Raw genomic sequence first — 15,641 nt, forward strand, 5'->3', positions numbered from 1 at the left:
CTTCAACGTCCCGGAACGGGCGTCCTACCCGGCGCTCCTACGGCCCGGTCGCGACGAGTCCCGCCGTCGCCTCCAGGTGAGGAAACACCAGAATGGTCATCTGGAAGAGCGCGATCGTCACTACCGGAATCCAGACTGATCGTGTCCGCTCGTGTCCCCACGCGGCAATCGCGAAGACGACGAACCAGGTGCCGGCAGTCAGTAGTTCTCCCGCCGTCGTCGCCCCCGAAAGCACGTCGACCGCGACTGTGAACGAGAGAAAGATGGCGAAGACGAGCGCGACCGCACTCGTCGGTGAGACGGCGTCGCGTATCGATACGGCGTCGCGCATCCGGGACAGTTCGACGACGGCGAGTGTCGTCCCGACGACGAAGACGAGTGCGATCACCAGAAGGGCGTTCGAGCGGGCGAGGCGCCAGATCGGGTCGACGAACCAGTGATACAGTCCCGCGAGTGCAGTGATGGCGAGCCACACCTCCCGGGACTCAAACGTCTCCCGGAGCCCGCCCCAGATTGCCCCGTAGAACAGAACTCCGTATCCGAGACCGACCAGTGTACCGGGCACGACGGCGTTCCACCAGAGGAAGCCGAGCGAGAGGTCCGGGATCGCAGCCCACGACCCGGCGTCGGCAACCGAGGTCCCGATGGCCTGAACCACGAGGAAGTATCCGGCGGCCACGAGCAGGGGGCCGACGACAGCGACGCTGGCGGTACCGACGTCGTCGCGGCCCGGTAGCGTGATCCGGATGGGAAGATCGTCCACCGCGGCGTATCCGGCACCGACGACGACCATTCCGACCGCAAGCCAGAACCACGACCGACCCACGACGGTCCCCTGGGAAGGGCCGGGCAGCCAGGACGGTACCAGATTCTGCGCGTGAAAGGCGATCTCCGGGGCAATCAGGTCCAACAGCGGCATCGTCGCGAGGACGACGAACGTCACGCCGAATTCGATCACCTCGCGATGACGGTCGAACGTCCTGTTCAGGGCAGACCGACGGAGGGACATATCCGTCCTATTCCACCGACGGGCAAAATAATAGTTCGGAACAATCCCGAGGAACAATCCCGTCCTCAGAGGACCCCGTGTGACTCCTGCACGTCGCGGTAGAGGTCGAGATACGCCTCCAGGATCTGACGGTGGTCGAAGCGAGCGAAGTCCTCGTCGATCGTGCGCCGCTCCAGATCGCCCGACTCGACGATCGCATCGGCCAATTCCTGGGGATCGGTGACGCGAAAACTCCGGCGGTGGTTCTCGATGAGTTCGTGGGCGCTGGACTCGGCCTGATACTCGACGATACCGACACAGCCCGCGGCGAGCGCTCGAAGCAACTCGCGGGCGAAGTACTCCCGATAGGCCGTCTGGACGAAGGTGTGGGCACCGCGATAGATGGCGATGCGCTCTTGCTGGCTGCATTCCCCGGCGAATGTGATGCGGTCGTCGATCCGGAGATCGGCGGCCTGTCGTTCGTAGTCGGGCCGGAGCGGCCCGTCACCGACGACTGTCACCGACCAGTCCCGGCCGCGCAACTCCGCCAGCGCCAGCAGGAGGCTGTCGAGGTTGGCCGCCTCGTCGAGCGGATGGGCGAAGGCGACTTCGATCTCCTCGCCGGGTTCGGTATCCTCGATCAGCGAGAAGTCGATCCCGTCGGGGATCTCGTGGGACCGTTCGTCCGCGACGTCTCGCTCGCGGACCTGCGTCCTGACCATCTCCGAGGGCGTGACCACGGCGGTCGCTTCCCGGAGGAGGAGTCTCACAGTCCGTGAGTCGGCCAACTCCTCGTCGCCGTACCATTCGAGGACGAGCGGCGCGCGCGCGAGCGTCCCTCCGGAACTGGCTGCGAAGACGGCTCGCGGCGGACGGGGTCGGACGTGGATCACGTCCGGCCGGTAGCGAGCCAGCAGGACGGGGAGTCGTGCCGCGAAGGAAGTCGGTGCTGGCGAGACGGTCACGCCGTGATAGGTGACACCCTCGATCGTCCGTTTGTCGCGGTAGTCGTCCCACCAGGCCGCACAGAAGACGGTGACATCGTGGCCCCGGTCGGCGAGCTGGTGGGCGAGGCGTTCCAGTCGTCGGTTTCCCTCGGTGTCCCGATGACGGGTCGTGGTCATCGACACGAAGGCGACCCGCATACGTCCGCCGAGTAGGGCCGGTGGCAAAAAGCCCCCGTCTTCGGTGGCTTCATCTACACAGCGTTTCGAAACCGTACTCGATTCAGCTGAACGACCGCCGTACGAAGTCGTCGGCCGCCGAAGACGGCTCGGTACCGGCCCCGGGTTCAGATCACGCCGGTGACCGCGGCTGCCTCGCGGGCGGCCGGTTCGTTCATTCCGTTGCCAAGTATCGTGTAGCGATCACGGATCTCGTGAGCGGTCGTCAACGCCTCGATCACCGTCGTTTCGTCGATCCCGAGTTCCGCGGCCGTCGTCGGCGCGCCGATGGCCCCAAGGGCGTCCCGGATGTCGCGCCACTCGCCGTTCTCCCCGCTGTGAAGGTATTCGACCATGATGGCCCCGACGCCGACCTGATGGCCGTGTAACGCCTGGCCGGGCACCAACCGGTCGAGCTGGTGAGAGAAGAGGTGTTCGGCGCCGGAGGCCGGTCGGGAGCTCCCGGCGATCGACATGGCAACCCCGGAGGAGACCAGGGCCTTCACGACCATCCATGCCGACTCTTCCAGCCCCTGTTTGATCGAACTCGCGTGCTCGACGAGGAGTTCGGCCGTCATCCGCGAGAGTGCGCCGCCGTATTCGGAGTAGGTGACGTCCTGTAGGCGGCGTGCGAGTTCCCAGTCCTTGACTGCCGTGTAATTCGAGATGATGTCGGCACAGCCGGCCGTGGTGAGACGCCAGGGGGCGTCGGCGATGATCCCCGTGTCGGCGACGACCGCCACCGGCGGGTTGGCGGCGACGCTGTGACGCGTGTCCTCTTCCGGGACCGATGCCCGGCCGCTGACGATCCCGTCGTGGCTGGCGGCCGTCGGGACCGAGACGAACCCGACGCCGAGTTCGTCGGCGGCCATCTTCGTGATGTCGATCGGCTTGCCGCCGCCGACGCCGATCAGATAATCCGCGTCTGCGTCCTCGGCCGCGTCGATCACCCGCTGGACCGCCTCGAAACTCGCCTCGTCGACGAGCGTCTCGGCCGGATCGTGACCCCAGTTCTCGAACTGTTCGCGAACGGCGTTGCCCGCCACCTCTCTGGGGATCTCGCCGGTCACGATCAGCGGCCGGCCGGTGAGGTGGAGTTCTTCGACGGCGGCGACGGTCTCGTCGAGGACGTTGTGGCCCACCAGCACGTTCCGGGGCAACCGGATCCACGTCGACTTCTCGAACATGTCCCGACACTCGCCGCCGCCGTTCATAATCCTTTCCGGCAGCCAAACCCGGACCCCTCTGTCAAAGCGTTCTGTCTTTCCGACCCACATTTCCGGAGCCGAACCGGTTCGCCGACACGCTTTCCGGTGGGAGCGCCCGATCATCGGTATGATCGACGCGGAAAGCGCTGACGCCGAGTCCCGGCCGGTTGCGGATACCGTTCACGAGAACTCGTGGTCGGCGAACCTCGAACTGGAGGCACACGCCGACGATCGCGACCGGATCGTCGAGGACGCGCTCTCGGCGATCGAACACACTGCATCCGGGTATCACGTCAACCTCGTCACCCACGCCACCCACGGTCATCCGGAAACCTATCTCTATGACGTCCTCGAACGAGAGTACGACGACCTGACGTGGGAGTACGTTTCTCAGTGTGGCTGTGGAGGACACGTTCTCCGGGTTCACATCCCCTGACTGACGCGTCACGCGCGACGTCTCGATCCGACCAGACGACGGCCAGCCCGAACCGATCTGGAGGCGAACGAGTTCGGGACAGGATGAATACAGGGCACAGACCAAACGAGGCCATGGAGAAACAGGCCGAGGCGTACGAATCGACGCTCGACGCACGGGAGATCGACGGCGAACCGTTCGGCGACATCATGTCCGCACTCGAAGAACTTTCCGCCGACGGATCGTTACTGCTGATCAATAGTTTCGAACCCGAACCGCTGTACGACGTCCTCGAGACGCGTGGATTCACCCACGAGACCGAACAAATCAGTCCCGAGGAGTACCACGTCGAGATCCGGCGGACCTGACCGAACCGTCGAAGGGTTTCTGAGGGGACGGGACCGACTGCACCTATGGCCACGATCGAACGACTCTGCGTGTATCCGCTGAAGGGTCTCGACGGCATTGACGTTGTGAGTGTCCGCGTTCTCGACGGCGGCACATTCGAACACGACCGTGAGTTCGCCCTCTTCGACGCCGACGGTGACGTGCTCAACGGCAAGCGGACCGATCGGGTCCACGAGTTGGATACCGACTTCGATCCGGAAGATGGCGTGTTGACAGTCGAGCCACCGGACGGCGACAGGACAGTGTTCGACCTCGACGCGGAGTCGGACCGTCGGCGGGCGGAGACGTGGTTCGGCGAGTTCTTCGGGAAGAATCTGCGATTACGTCGGGACGAGTCCCTCGGGTTCGTCGACCGCCGGGAGATGGGGCCGTCGGTCGTCAGCACGGCGACGCTTTCGGAAGTCGCGTCGTGGTTCGACGAACTGACTGTCGACGGCGTCCGTCGACGCATCCGGGCGAACGTCGAGGTCTCGGGTGTGCCTGCGTTCTGGGAGGATCGTTTCGTCGGCGAAGGTGCCCCAGCCTTCGAGGTTGACGGCGTCCGCTTCGAGGGCGTGACCCCTTGCGGGCGGTGTGTCGTTCCGGAGCGCGATCCTGACACCGGTGAACCGACGCCGGAGTTCCGCGAGCGGTTCGTCGAGATGCGCGAGAAGACGTTCCCTGAATGGGCCGAGGAGGGGGCGTTCGATCACTACTACACGGTGATGCTCATCGCGTCGATCCCGGAGTCCGACAGAGGACGGGAGGTCGTAGATGGCGATCCCGTCGAGGTCGTCGAGTGACCCCGAGCAATTGATTGGGAGAACATATTCGGGAGAACCTCTTCACAGGCATATCCCTGACCGACAGATATGCCAGCAACGACACTGGATCTCAGGGACGTCCCGCCACCGGAACGCCATCCGAAGATTCACGACGCCTTCGAGGACCTGGAAAGCGGCGAAGCGCTCGAAATTGTCAACGACCACGAACCCAAACCGCTGTTCTACGAGTTCCAGGCGGAAGTCGAGTCCTTCGACGCTGACAACTATGACGTCGAACGCCGCGGCGACGGCGAATTCGTCGCGACGCTACCCAAAACGTAGCGGCCCCGTTTTTGATACGGCAGACCCTGAGCCGAGGCATGTGAATGGAGGCGCGCCCGCGCCATCGTGATAGTCAATCATACCGAACGTATCGGCAATGTGTGACGTGCGTCCGGATCGTCAGGTTGACGCCGGCGACCCTCCCCCTTGCCCGGCGCTCCGTCGGCCGTCCTAACGTAGGTTTCACGACTCCGGCACGGGCCCGCAAGGTCACGGAGGGATGTGGCGACGAAGCGTATATTCGGCCGAAGGTTTAGAGGGATCGCGATCCTGTAACTATCCGGTATGGTATCTTCAGGCGACACCGCACCGACGTTCGAAGCGACGTACAGGGGCAGCGATCACGAGACGTTCGATCTGGCGGAGCATCTCGGGGACGGCCCTGTCGTCCTGGCGTTCTTCCCGGGCGCGTTCACCCCGCCGTGTTCGAACGAGATGGTCGCACTCCAGGATCACTACGACCGTTTCGAGGAGGCAGGGGCGACACTGTTCGGCATCAGCGCGGACTCCGCGTTCTCTCAGGGCGCGTTCGCCGAGGAATACGACCTCGAATTCGACCTCGTCAGCGACATGGCCGGTGACGCAATCGAGGCCTACGGTCTCTCGATCGACATCCCCGAGCTCGGACTCCACGGGATCGCGAACCGTGCCGTCTTCGTCCTCGACGACGAGGGCGTCGTCACCTACGCGTGGGTGGCTGACGATCCGACGAACGAACCCGACTACGACGAACTTCTCGACGCCGTCGAAGCTGCGGCGTAAGGTTGCCGGCAACGGATCGTCGAGTAATCCCAGTGGCCGAATGAACCGGTCCGGGATGCCCTCGTAGCGAGTACTGCTCTCGGTGTTTTTCAGTCGTCGCTCAGGACCCCTTCCGCGACGGCCATGTCCTCGACGTCGGGATCATCGGATGACTTCCGGAGGACGAACCGTTTGCGGAGAAGGTCGGCCGCGTAGATCACTGTTCCGAGGATGATGAGCGTGTCACCGGGCAGGCGCGCCCAGAACAGGTTCTGGATCAGTGGCTGGTTGTAGAACGCAAGACTTCGTCCGGCGGCGTACGTTCCAGTGAAGATTTCCTCAAGCTGAATAAATCCGACTGGCAGGACCGAGACGAACACCATCAGCGCCAGTCCAATGTTCCAGCACCAGAAGGCCGCTCGTAACCACGAGCCGTCCCAGCGCTCCGGTTCGATCGACAGCTGGAGCATGTACGTGACCATCCCCAGCGCGAGGAGCCCGAACGCGCCGAACATTGCGGCGTGAGCGTGGCCGACCGTGAGGTACGTACCGTGTTCGTAGTAATTGATCAGCGGGAGGTTGATGAAGAAGCCCAGCACGCCGGCCCCGACGAAGTTCCAGACGCCGCTGGCGACAATGAACGTGAACGGGAGTTTGTACGGGAATGCGGCGGTGTCCATCGCCCGGTACTGGCCCAGGGCTTCATAGAGGATGAACACCAGCGGGATGAGTTCCAGCGTCGAGAAGACGCTCCCGATGGGTACCCACAGGTCGGGCATGCCGATCCACCAGTAGTGATGGGAGACCCCGATGACGCCGGTGCCCATCACCAGCAGCGCCTGCAGCATGACGGCCTTCTCCGCGCTGCGTCGATCGAGGAGATTCATCGACACCAGCGTCAGGCCGATGATGGCGACGATGAAGAACTCGAAGGCACCCTCGACCCACATATGGACGACCCACCAGCGCCAGAACTCCGTGACGGCGATGTTGGTCGTGGGTGTGAACATGAACCCGGCGGTGAACAGCAGCGCGATCGACCCGCCGGCATAGAGGATCATATGGCCCAACCCGTAGATCGGTTCCCGGTCGAGCAGCGGCTTCAGCCCACGGACCGAGAGCGCGGCCCACAGCAGGAAGCCCGCGAGCAGGCCGACCTGCCAGAGCTTGCCGACTTCCAGATATTCCAGGCCCTCGTTGCCGATGAGCCACCACAGCGCGCCGTCGAGGTAGCCGTTCGCGCCGAGCCAGATGCCGCCCATCCCGCCGACAACGACCACCACGAGCGCCCCGAGCAACGCGTTGACGTAGGTGGACTGTCGCTTGGGTTCGTGGCCGGTCAGTAGCGGCGGGAGGAACAGTCCCGCTCCGAGCCAGGTCGTGGCGATCCAGAGGATCCCGAGGTCGATGTGCCAGGTCTTGGCGATAGCGAAGGGCAAGATCTGCAGAATGGACACCCCGGCTATCTGCTCGATACCGAAGAAACCGGCCCGCTCGATGTAAAAGTGCGCCAACAGGCCGCCGAGTAACACCTGTGCCAGGAAGAGACCGGCCGCGATCGGGACGAACCGCAACGCGGCCCGCTGACTCGGGAAGATCTCGATGTCACTCGGTTTCGGGACGGAGATCCCCTCGGCGGACGGTTCGGGGAGGCTGACGGATTTGTACAGCCAGATCGCAAAGCCGGCCCCGGCGACCAGCAGGATCATGGCGATGACACTCCAGGTCATCGCCGATCCCGTCGCGTCGTTGCCGGCACCGGGCTGGTAGGGCCACTCGTTGGTGTAGGAGTGGTCACCGCCGGGCCGATCCGTGTGAGAGAACCACGCCGTCCACATGGCGAAGTCCGCGAAGTCCCGTGCGTCCTCTGGGGACTCGATCATGCCTTCAGGCACGCCGCGCTCGTGACTGCCCTCGTGGTAGCGCTCGACGTACTCCTCACGCACCTGCTCGTGCGCGTAGAGTTCCGCCGCGGAGTACTCGATGTCGCCCCCGCCGTAGCCCTCGCTCATGTCCTGCTCGACGACGTCATTGATCGCCGCCTGGCGCTCGGAGGGCAACGACTCGTAGGCCATCCCGTAGCGCTCCTCGGCGTAGTAACCCCGCATATACTGGGTCTTTAAGTTGAGGGAATCAGCCGTGTAATCGGGGCCGTAATAGGCGCCGTTGCCGAGGATCGATCCGTGGTTCATCAGGCCGTTCTGCTGGAATTGTGCCTTGCCGTCCTGGATCTGTTGATCGGTAACGACGGTCTCGCCGTCGGGGCCGACGATCTGTTCGGGAATCGGCGGGGCTTCCTGGTACGCCAGCCAGGCACCTGCCCCCATCACGACGAGGTTGAAGACGAACGCGACCGCGATGACTTTCGCGATCGTTTTGCGTGTGAGTTGCATGCGAACTGGTGTTCTGAAACGCCAGTATTCGACTATCCGGACGATTCTCAGACGGTGGGTATGGGTGGGAAGATATTCCCGCGGTAGTTTTTAAGCCAGCCAAAAAAGTATCCTTCTGAGAACCATTTCGAGCCGACTGGATAGTTCTCGACCGCCCAACCCACTTTGGGTGAAACCGATCGCTCTGACCTGGCCGCGAAACGGATCTATTCGGGAATGGGAATCCATTTTGGCCGCTCGTCTGTGTTGGGTTGGCGTCGAGTCGAGAGTGCACCGCCGGTCTTACTGCTCAAAGGAGAGCACTCGGCCACCAATGTCAGTTTGAGCCAGCGCATAGACGAGCAGCGAGAGAACCACCGTAGCCCCCACGGCGATCACGACCCGGGCGATGACGATCTCGATCCCGAAGAACGCGAGTCCAAAGGGCACACGACCGAGCCCAATCAGACTATACCCGATCAACATCATCAGCATCGCGGGATAGCTTGCGCCACGATCGGCAACGCCCCGGATGATCGGGTACGTGGCGTAGGGACCACCCGGGAGAAGGCCGCCGATCAACCCGGACAGGATCACGCCACGCGCTCCTGCGCCGTCACCGATCAACCCGGCGAGTGCATCCCTGGGAAGGAGCGTCTCTATCGCACTGGCGATAAGCAGCGACGCGAGGATGAGCGTAAACATCTGCACGAAAGTCCCGACCCCCGAGACGGCGCTTGCCTGTGCAGTGGCAGGGTCGCTGAGTGCGAGCCAGGCGTAGACGACGATCGCACCGATCACGACGATACGCTGGCCCCACTGTCGGCCGAAGACGAGATCGATCACGCCAAAGAGATCCGTGCCGTCGATCCATTCTCGAAGACTCATACGGCGAGATACACCCCCGCAGCGATCATCACAGTGGCCGGCACGGCGATTCCGAGCCTGAGCGCGACCGTCTTCGTGTCGAAGAACACGAGGCCGTACGGGACCCGTCCAATGCCGATCATCCCGTAGCCGATCAACAGTGCGAGAACGGCGGCGATCCCGGCACCCGCCGCCTGGACGCCGCTCACGATCGGGTAGACTGCGTAGGGACCGCCCGGGAGACCACCGCCGACCACGCCAGCGACGATCGCCCCACCGACGCCCGCTGTGTCACCGAGGATCTGCTGGACCGTCTCGGCCGGGATCAACGCTCCGATCGCCGACGCTAGCAACAGGGCGGCGAGGATGAGTGTGAACATCCGAGCGAACAGTTTCAGTCCGTTCTTGATCGCTTCGATCGCATCGGTCGGGCGTTTCACAAACAGGTAGAGGTACATGGTTACTGCACCGAGGACGACCGCACGCTGTCCGGGACCGCTACCGAGCAGCAGATCCAGTGTTGACGCCATTGTCATGCCGTACGACGAGTGCCGGATAAAACGACACGATATGCTGGTCGCTCCGCTCTCGAAAGCAGGAGACACCATAGCGAACGTCCGGACCTGCCAGTTGAGTCCGGCGTTCGAGGATATCTGCCGACTGGAGCGCCGAGTTTTTCAGAGGTATACAAAAGGGGAAAGATATTTTGGTCGGACACCCACCAAATCGTCCCGATGTCGGACGAAACGCCAGAATTTCTCGACCAGTTGATCGAAGCGGATCCGGAATTCGGTGAACCAGTTGGAGAGGCATTCGAACAGGCGCTCACTGACGGTGAGCTCCCTCCCAAAATGAAGCTCTTGGTCATGATGGCCCTCGACGCGGCGGCGGGTCACGAGGAAGGCGTCGAGAACCTCGCGGAGCAAGCGCGGTCGGCAGGGGCCTCCGAAGCGGAGATTCTGGAAACGATCGAGGTCGTGACGATGACGAGCGGGTTTCAGGGTCTCGCGACCGGCAGTGCGGCCTTGAAGTAATCGACACCGTGGGGGTATCATAGCAAACGTCGCATAGTTTGTCCATCCAAGTTTTGTTAGGCTCGTCTGCGAGAGCCAACGTATCACCTCACCGAAGACAGTCTCCCAGTTTTAACGAGCAAGCGGGTCTCTGTCTCCGAAGGAAGCCAGATAGGGTCTTACGGATCGCGTTTCTCGACACCAGTAATCTCGGATCTCGCATCGCCAATCGCGCTGTCACAAGCGTCTGCTCGAAGCAGTCGCGGTTCTGTTGACAGCATTCGCGGTGACGGTGCTTAGTGAGGGATTCGAACTCCTTCGATCGCAATTCCAGCGATCGCCGTGTTTGTCGTATTCGTGTGCATCCTCACGGTCGAATGTCTCGACGGAAGCGATACACGTCACCTGTTGGTCGGCGACGTTCCCCCACGGCCTGGAGGCAGTCATCTTCACCGGCTCACCCAGGTGTCGCGCCCGTCGGTTGGCCGGTCGTTGTCGGCCACAACGTGGCGGCAGTCATCATCATCGGTCCACCTCTCCCATGATGGCGTCGAGGCTCCCGATGGTGGCAACGAGGTCGGCGACGTACTCGCCCTTTGCCATCTCCGGGAGCGCCTGGAGATTCGAGAACGACGGGCCGCGAATCTTGAACCGTGCGGGTTTCTCGGTGCCGTCGGCACGGATGTAGATTCCGAGTTCGCCCTTGGCACCCTCGACGGCCCGGTAGCATTCGCCGGACGGTTTCAGCGTGCGGGGCACATTGGCCTGGATCGTCCGATCGTCCTCGGGCCAGTCTTCCAGCAGGTCGACGCACTGGTTCACGATAGCTGCCGACTCCTCGATCTCCTGTAGTCGGACGAGTACGCGAGAGAAGTTGTCACAGCCGTCGTCGGTGACGACATCCCACTCGAGGCGGTCGTAGTACCCGTACGGATCGTCCTGCCGAAGATCGTAGTCGATACCGGAGCCGCGAGCGACTGGGCCGGTCGCTCCGTACTGCTTTGCGACCGTTGGTGGCAGTTCACCGGTGTTGAGACAGCGGGACTGGAAGACCTCATTACTTGTCAACAGTTTGTGGTATTCATCGAGTTTCTGCGGTATATCGTCAGTGAGCGCGCGCACCTCCTCGAAAAACGTCTCGCGCGGTTCGGGGACATCCCAGGCGACGCCTCCGATCCGGAAATAGTTGAACATGAGCCGCTGACCGGTCAGATCCTCCAGAATATCCTGAACAATTTCTCGATCCCGGAACCCATACATGAAGGTGGCGGTGAACTCGCCGCTGACGTCCAGCGCGTACATCGCGGTCGCCAGGAAGTGCGAGAGGATCCGCGACAACTCGGCGCTCATCGTCCGGAGGAGTTGGGCGTACTCGGGCACGTCGACATCTGCAAGGTCCTCTATGACGCGAGCGTAGGCCCACTCATTGAGCAGGCCCGCGCCGCCCCAGTCCCAGCGGTCAGGATAGGGCATGATCTGGTGGCGGTAGGTGCCCTGCTGACACATCTGCTCTTCGCATCGATGGATGTAGCCGATATCGGGCTCGACATCGGCCACTTCCTCACCGTCAAGCGTCGTCTCCAGGTGAAGGACGCCGTGCGTTGAGGGATGGTGAGGTCCGATGTTGATGAACATCGTATCCGATTTCTCGTCCCGAGCGTCCTCCTGCAACGGGTTGGCGTGTTCGCGTACCGGCACGATCTGAGAAGTAGTCCGGTCGTAGTCCTCCCGAAGTGGATGACCTTGCCAGGTGTCCGGCAAGAGAAGCCGGCGCAGGTCTGGATGGCCCTCATATTCGATACCGAGTAAATCGTAGGCTTCTCGTTCATGCCAATCGGCTGTCCGGTAAACCGGCGCGGCTGACTCGCTAACGGGATCGTCCTTCGTCGTCGGGACGACGACCGATAGTTCACGCGTTCGGTCGTGGTAGCTCGTGAGGTGATACACCGTTTCGAAGCGGTCGTGGTACTCCTGGGCAGTCACACACGAACAGTGGTCGAAACCCATCTTCGAGCGAAGTGTCGAGAGAACTGTCTGGACGCGATCGGCTCGAATGACGAACGCAGGGGCGTTCTTGTGGGATTCAAGCCCGACGATGGCGTCGTCAGGGAGGGCTGTGACCGCCTCGTCCACGAACTGTTGGGCGGTCGAACGTCGTTGCTGTTGCATCGTCTGCTGGGTGGCAATTCTCGGCGTCGGACAGTAGGCGACCTGCCTCACCAGTGTTGCAATTTATATATCGAGTATCCGTGGCGATTTACTTCGACGCGCTCCAAGTCATGGCATGCGATATCTCTCACTGCTGGTCAAGCCAGAGGGAGACGGGGCCTTCCACCCGCTCGGTGGGCAGCTTACGGCCGAGCCGTCCATCAAGCGGCGAGCTATTCATCACGTCGAACTGCTTGGTGACGATACCGTATTGCTGTTTGCCGAGGCAAGTGGCAGTCAAGACCGGTATCGGGAAATCATGGAGGAGTCGCCACAGGTCCTTGAGTATCTAACCGCGGGCGAAGAGCGCTGGATGGCTGTCAGTCAATTCGAACCGACCGAGGAGATCCACTGGGCGTTGGAACTTCAGCGAGAGTCGTTGCTGGTGGTCGACACACCGATCCTCTTCACGTCCGAGGACAACCTCAAGGTCACGTATCTCGGGACCGACGAGATATTCAGCGAACTGTACGAATACGCCGAGACGGTCGACTACATGACGATCGAAGTTCTCGAAACTGGAGAGTACGAGACCGATGGTTCGTCATTCAGCAGGGTGATTACATCTCGACAAGAAGAAGTCATCGAGACGGCAGTCGATCTGGGATATTATCGCGAACCGCGACAGGCGTCACTCGAAGACATCAGTGATGTCGTCGGAATCGCACCCGGAACGGTCGGCGAACATCTCCGGAAAGCCGAGGAACGGGTGTTTCGCGAGATCGTCTCCTAACTCTCTCGCCCGACACGATCCGGATCGCCACGTTACTTAAAAGAACCCTCACCAGTGTGGCAGTCGGCAGACACTGTGCCACCATGTATTTTGCCTCACTGCTCCAGTTCGGCGTCTGGGAACCGACACGTTACCGATTCGATCCACTACCAATGTCTGTCACGAAATCACGCATCAAAACGGATGCATCGCTCCTCGCCCACCACGATGTCGAATCCACCTATCGGGATATCAACGATGTCCAGTTACACGTCGTAGCCGCTGGCAACGCCGACGCACCATTAGTCATCCTGCTGCACGGCCATCCCGATTTCTGGTACGGCTGGCGGGATCAGATACCCGCGCTCGTCGACGCCGGATTCCGTGTAGTCGTCCCGGATCAGCGAGGCTGCAATCTGAGCGATGCACCCGCCGGCATCGATGCGTATCGGCAGTCAACACTCTCTGTGGACGTTTGCGAATTGATCGAGAGTGAAGGTCGGGAGTCGGCCCACATCGTCGGGCACGACTTTGGCGGCTTTGTCGCCTGGAACGTCGCTCTCCGGCACCCCTCGATGGTTGATCGGCTCGGAATCTGCAACGTCCCACATCCGACGGTGTATCGCGAGACTCTCCGTTCGAGTCCCCAACAAATCGCCCGGAGCTGGTACGTTTGGTTCTATCAAGTGCCGAAACTCCCCGAATGGCTCCTGGGTCGAAACGACATGGACAATATGGTCGACTCACTCGAAATCACGTCGAATCCTGGGACGTTCGACGACGAAACGATTGCCCGCTACAAGGCCGCTTGGCAGCACACCGGCATCGAACCGAGGATCAACTGGTATCGTGGATTCCGGGGGTCAAAACGCCCCTCCCGCAGCACTGTTCCACAGCCGACGCTGATTTGTTGGGGCGAAGATGACATCGCTCTCGTCCCCTCGATGGCCGAAAAGAGCGTCAATTACTGTGGCAACGGACAGTTACAGATGTTTCCCGACACGTCTCACTGGGTCCATCACGAGCGTGAGGAAGTGACAGAAGCGCTGCGTAATCATCTGTCCGAGACACCTCTCTGACTCGAATATCCGATACCACGCGCTTCAAATCGGAACTAATAGCACAATTCTATATGACTGTACAAATGATGTTTCGGATAGTCGTGCCCAAGCGTTACGCATTTTCGAGTATCTCGACTGTCTGTCGAGAGACAGCCGACGCTTCCCGCGCGATTGCCGTCGCGATAACGTAATCAACGACGCTTGGATCGAGATGCGAAACAGCCACCTCGCCCTCGTGTTGGGCGAGTTCCCAGTCAGCATTGGCAACTCGCCAGGCCGCACTCGTAACGACCGTTCGCGTCAGCTCCGGTGCCGGACCCTCCGCAAGTGCAGCCGTAATCGCGTCGTAGGCAGTCGATCGAATCTCCCGGACCGCCTCGGCGCTCTCCGGCCGGGACAGTTCACCATCGTCGATACGCTGCTGTAAGCGGTCCAATGCCCGGAACTGGGTGAGTCGTCGATTCGCGTCGATCACGGCACTGGCCGGCCCGTTCGCGTCATCGATCCGCGAGATCCCATAATCAGCGTCCTGGCGGAGGTCACCGATCACCCGGTCAGGCAGATCCCACTCTTCGGCGGTCGGCTCGGGTGGCAGTTCCGAGCTTCGCGACCGGACATCGGCAAGCAACGTTTCGGCTGCTTCAGTGAGCCTCTCCTCGATCGTACCGACCTCGGCGGACAGCGATGCAGTGAATTGCTCGTCGAGATGACGTGCGTCGTCGAGATGGGCCCGTGCTGATTCAGCTGTCTCGCCCCACTCTGCAACGTGCAAAAGGAAATTCTCCTCCGCTCTGGGCGTTTGGCCGTCGATCACTCGCGCCAATAGGTCCTCGATACGACTGTGAACGAGGGCTGCCCGGACAGGATCGCTCCCGACGTACTCATAGTCATCCCGAACTGAACGGGCGTCCGAGACCGCCTGCCTGTGCTCTCGCTGAAAAGGTTCGACGGAGAGGCCCCGATTTGCGACAGCCCAGCCAGCGGCCGCGTACCGAGCTTCGGAACGGGCCCGCTGGATCGAGGAAAGGGCCGTTAGCTCCGTCGGAGCGTCGCGTGCATCATTGAGTTCGGTCGTGGCATTGCTGGCAGCGTCGGAGAGGCGCTCGCGGATATGGCCGTTCGGGATATCTTCAGGCCCTAGCGGCGTCGGAAGTTCCGCGAGTAGCGTCGCGACCCTGTTTCGGGCGGCGTCGAAGTGGTCAGGAGCGATCTCGACGGGGACTGATTCGGACACAACTGGCTGCCGATCCTCGTCGGGATCGATGTCCGGCAAGTCATAGGCACGTATCGTCGGTTCCGCTCCATTTCCTAACTCCGCGAGGCCGTTACAGCCGGCGAGGAGAGTCGTACCGGCCAGGGCCAGCACCCCACGGCGTGTCATTCGGCCCCACGCTGTCGTG

General features: G+C 61.9%; 17 protein-coding genes. 8 read left to right on the forward strand and 9 right to left on the reverse strand.

The features are described from left to right. Positions 1-37: 37 nt before the first annotated feature. The 3 genes from E3374_RS05700 to E3374_RS05710 all read right to left on the reverse strand — a co-directional run bounded on the left by E3374_RS05700 (position 38) and on the right by E3374_RS05710 (position 3,338). The gene (locus tag E3374_RS05700; protein ID WP_136688056.1) at positions 38-1,009 is read right to left on the reverse strand and encodes a hypothetical protein; all 972 of its coding nucleotides are present in this window, start codon (positions 1,007-1,009) and stop codon (positions 38-40) included. A 65-nt stretch (positions 1,010-1,074) separates the two neighbouring features. Further along, positions 1,075-2,133, reverse strand: coding sequence for a glycosyltransferase family 4 protein (locus E3374_RS05705; RefSeq protein WP_136688057.1), 1,059 nt, complete (start codon positions 2,131-2,133; stop codon positions 1,075-1,077). Between the two features lie 146 nt (positions 2,134-2,279). After that, a complete protein-coding gene (locus tag E3374_RS05710) occupies positions 2,280-3,338 on the reverse strand; it encodes an NAD(P)-dependent glycerol-1-phosphate dehydrogenase (protein WP_136688058.1) in 1,059 nt (352 codons plus the stop codon). 148 nt (positions 3,339-3,486) lie between these two features. Between E3374_RS05710 and E3374_RS05715 the strand changes: the two genes are divergently transcribed. The 5 genes from E3374_RS05715 (at position 3,487) to E3374_RS05735 (ending at position 6,029) form a co-directional block, all read left to right on the forward strand. Then, entirely contained in the window at positions 3,487-3,795 is a 309-nt protein-coding gene (locus E3374_RS05715; RefSeq protein WP_136688059.1) for a CGCGG family putative rSAM-modified RiPP protein, read from the forward strand. A gap of 113 nt (positions 3,796-3,908) precedes the next feature. After that, a complete protein-coding gene (locus E3374_RS05720) occupies positions 3,909-4,142 on the forward strand; it encodes a DUF2249 domain-containing protein (protein ID WP_136688308.1) in 234 nt (77 codons plus the stop codon). Positions 4,143-4,187: 45 nt separating this feature from the next. Continuing rightward, positions 4,188-4,964 (forward strand): MOSC domain-containing protein, encoded by a 777-nt coding sequence (locus tag E3374_RS05725; protein WP_136688060.1) that lies wholly within the window; start codon positions 4,188-4,190, stop codon positions 4,962-4,964. Positions 4,965-5,033: 69 nt separating this feature from the next. Continuing rightward, positions 5,034-5,267 carry a DUF2249 domain-containing protein gene (locus E3374_RS05730; protein WP_136688061.1) on the forward strand — a complete coding sequence of 78 codons (234 nt, stop codon included), beginning with the start codon at positions 5,034-5,036 and terminating at the stop codon, positions 5,265-5,267. A gap of 285 nt (positions 5,268-5,552) precedes the next feature. Then, positions 5,553-6,029, forward strand: a complete 477-nt coding sequence (locus E3374_RS05735; RefSeq protein ID WP_136688062.1) for a redoxin domain-containing protein — start codon at positions 5,553-5,555, stop codon at positions 6,027-6,029. An 89-nt stretch (positions 6,030-6,118) separates the two neighbouring features. Here E3374_RS05735 and E3374_RS05740 read toward each other — a convergent pair whose 3' ends face one another. From E3374_RS05740 to E3374_RS05750, 3 genes are all read right to left on the reverse strand, one after another. Continuing rightward, positions 6,119-8,401, reverse strand: a complete 2,283-nt coding sequence (locus E3374_RS05740) for a nitric-oxide reductase large subunit (RefSeq protein ID WP_136688063.1) — start codon at positions 8,399-8,401, stop codon at positions 6,119-6,121. Between the two features lie 282 nt (positions 8,402-8,683). Then, on the reverse strand, positions 8,684-9,268 hold the full coding sequence (locus tag E3374_RS05745) for a permease (RefSeq protein WP_136688064.1): 585 nt from the start codon (positions 9,266-9,268) through the stop codon (positions 8,684-8,686). Beyond that, positions 9,265-9,777 (reverse strand): permease, encoded by a 513-nt coding sequence (locus E3374_RS05750; protein WP_136688065.1) that lies wholly within the window; start codon positions 9,775-9,777, stop codon positions 9,265-9,267. Before E3374_RS05750 ends, E3374_RS05745 begins: the two co-directional genes overlap by 4 nt. 204 nt (positions 9,778-9,981) lie before the next feature. Between E3374_RS05750 and E3374_RS05755 the strand changes: the two genes are divergently transcribed. Next, positions 9,982-10,281, forward strand: a complete 300-nt coding sequence (locus E3374_RS05755; protein WP_136688066.1) for a carboxymuconolactone decarboxylase family protein — start codon at positions 9,982-9,984, stop codon at positions 10,279-10,281. A 216-nt stretch (positions 10,282-10,497) separates the two neighbouring features. Here the strand turns inward: E3374_RS05755 and E3374_RS18130 are convergent, their stop codons facing one another. Together E3374_RS18130 and E3374_RS05760 are read right to left on the reverse strand one after the other, a co-directional pair. Continuing rightward, positions 10,498-10,707 (reverse strand): DUF7562 family protein, encoded by a 210-nt coding sequence (locus E3374_RS18130; RefSeq protein ID WP_449405155.1) that lies wholly within the window; start codon positions 10,705-10,707, stop codon positions 10,498-10,500. A gap of 75 nt (positions 10,708-10,782) precedes the next feature. Beyond that, positions 10,783-12,429, reverse strand: a complete 1,647-nt coding sequence (locus E3374_RS05760; RefSeq protein ID WP_136688309.1) for an NADH-quinone oxidoreductase subunit D — start codon at positions 12,427-12,429, stop codon at positions 10,783-10,785. A 115-nt stretch (positions 12,430-12,544) separates the two neighbouring features. Here E3374_RS05760 and E3374_RS05765 point away from each other — a divergent pair, with 115 nt between their 5' ends. Continuing rightward, positions 12,545-13,201 carry a helix-turn-helix domain-containing protein gene (locus tag E3374_RS05765; RefSeq protein WP_136688067.1) on the forward strand — a complete coding sequence of 219 codons (657 nt, stop codon included), beginning with the start codon at positions 12,545-12,547 and terminating at the stop codon, positions 13,199-13,201. Between the two features lie 152 nt (positions 13,202-13,353). Beyond that, positions 13,354-14,259, forward strand: a complete 906-nt coding sequence (locus E3374_RS05770; protein ID WP_136688068.1) for an alpha/beta fold hydrolase — start codon at positions 13,354-13,356, stop codon at positions 14,257-14,259. Positions 14,260-14,353: 94 nt separating this feature from the next. Here the strand turns inward: E3374_RS05770 and E3374_RS05775 are convergent, their stop codons facing one another. Further along, positions 14,354-15,622: a hypothetical protein gene (locus tag E3374_RS05775; RefSeq protein WP_248299399.1), complete on the reverse strand. Its 1,269-nt coding sequence runs from the start codon at positions 15,620-15,622 to the stop codon at positions 14,354-14,356. Positions 15,623-15,641: the final 19 nt, after the last annotated feature.

This window comes from Halorhabdus amylolytica (genome assembly GCF_004944975.1).
GTDB classification, from domain to species: Archaea; Halobacteriota; Halobacteria; order Halobacteriales; family Haloarculaceae; genus Halorhabdus; species Halorhabdus amylolytica.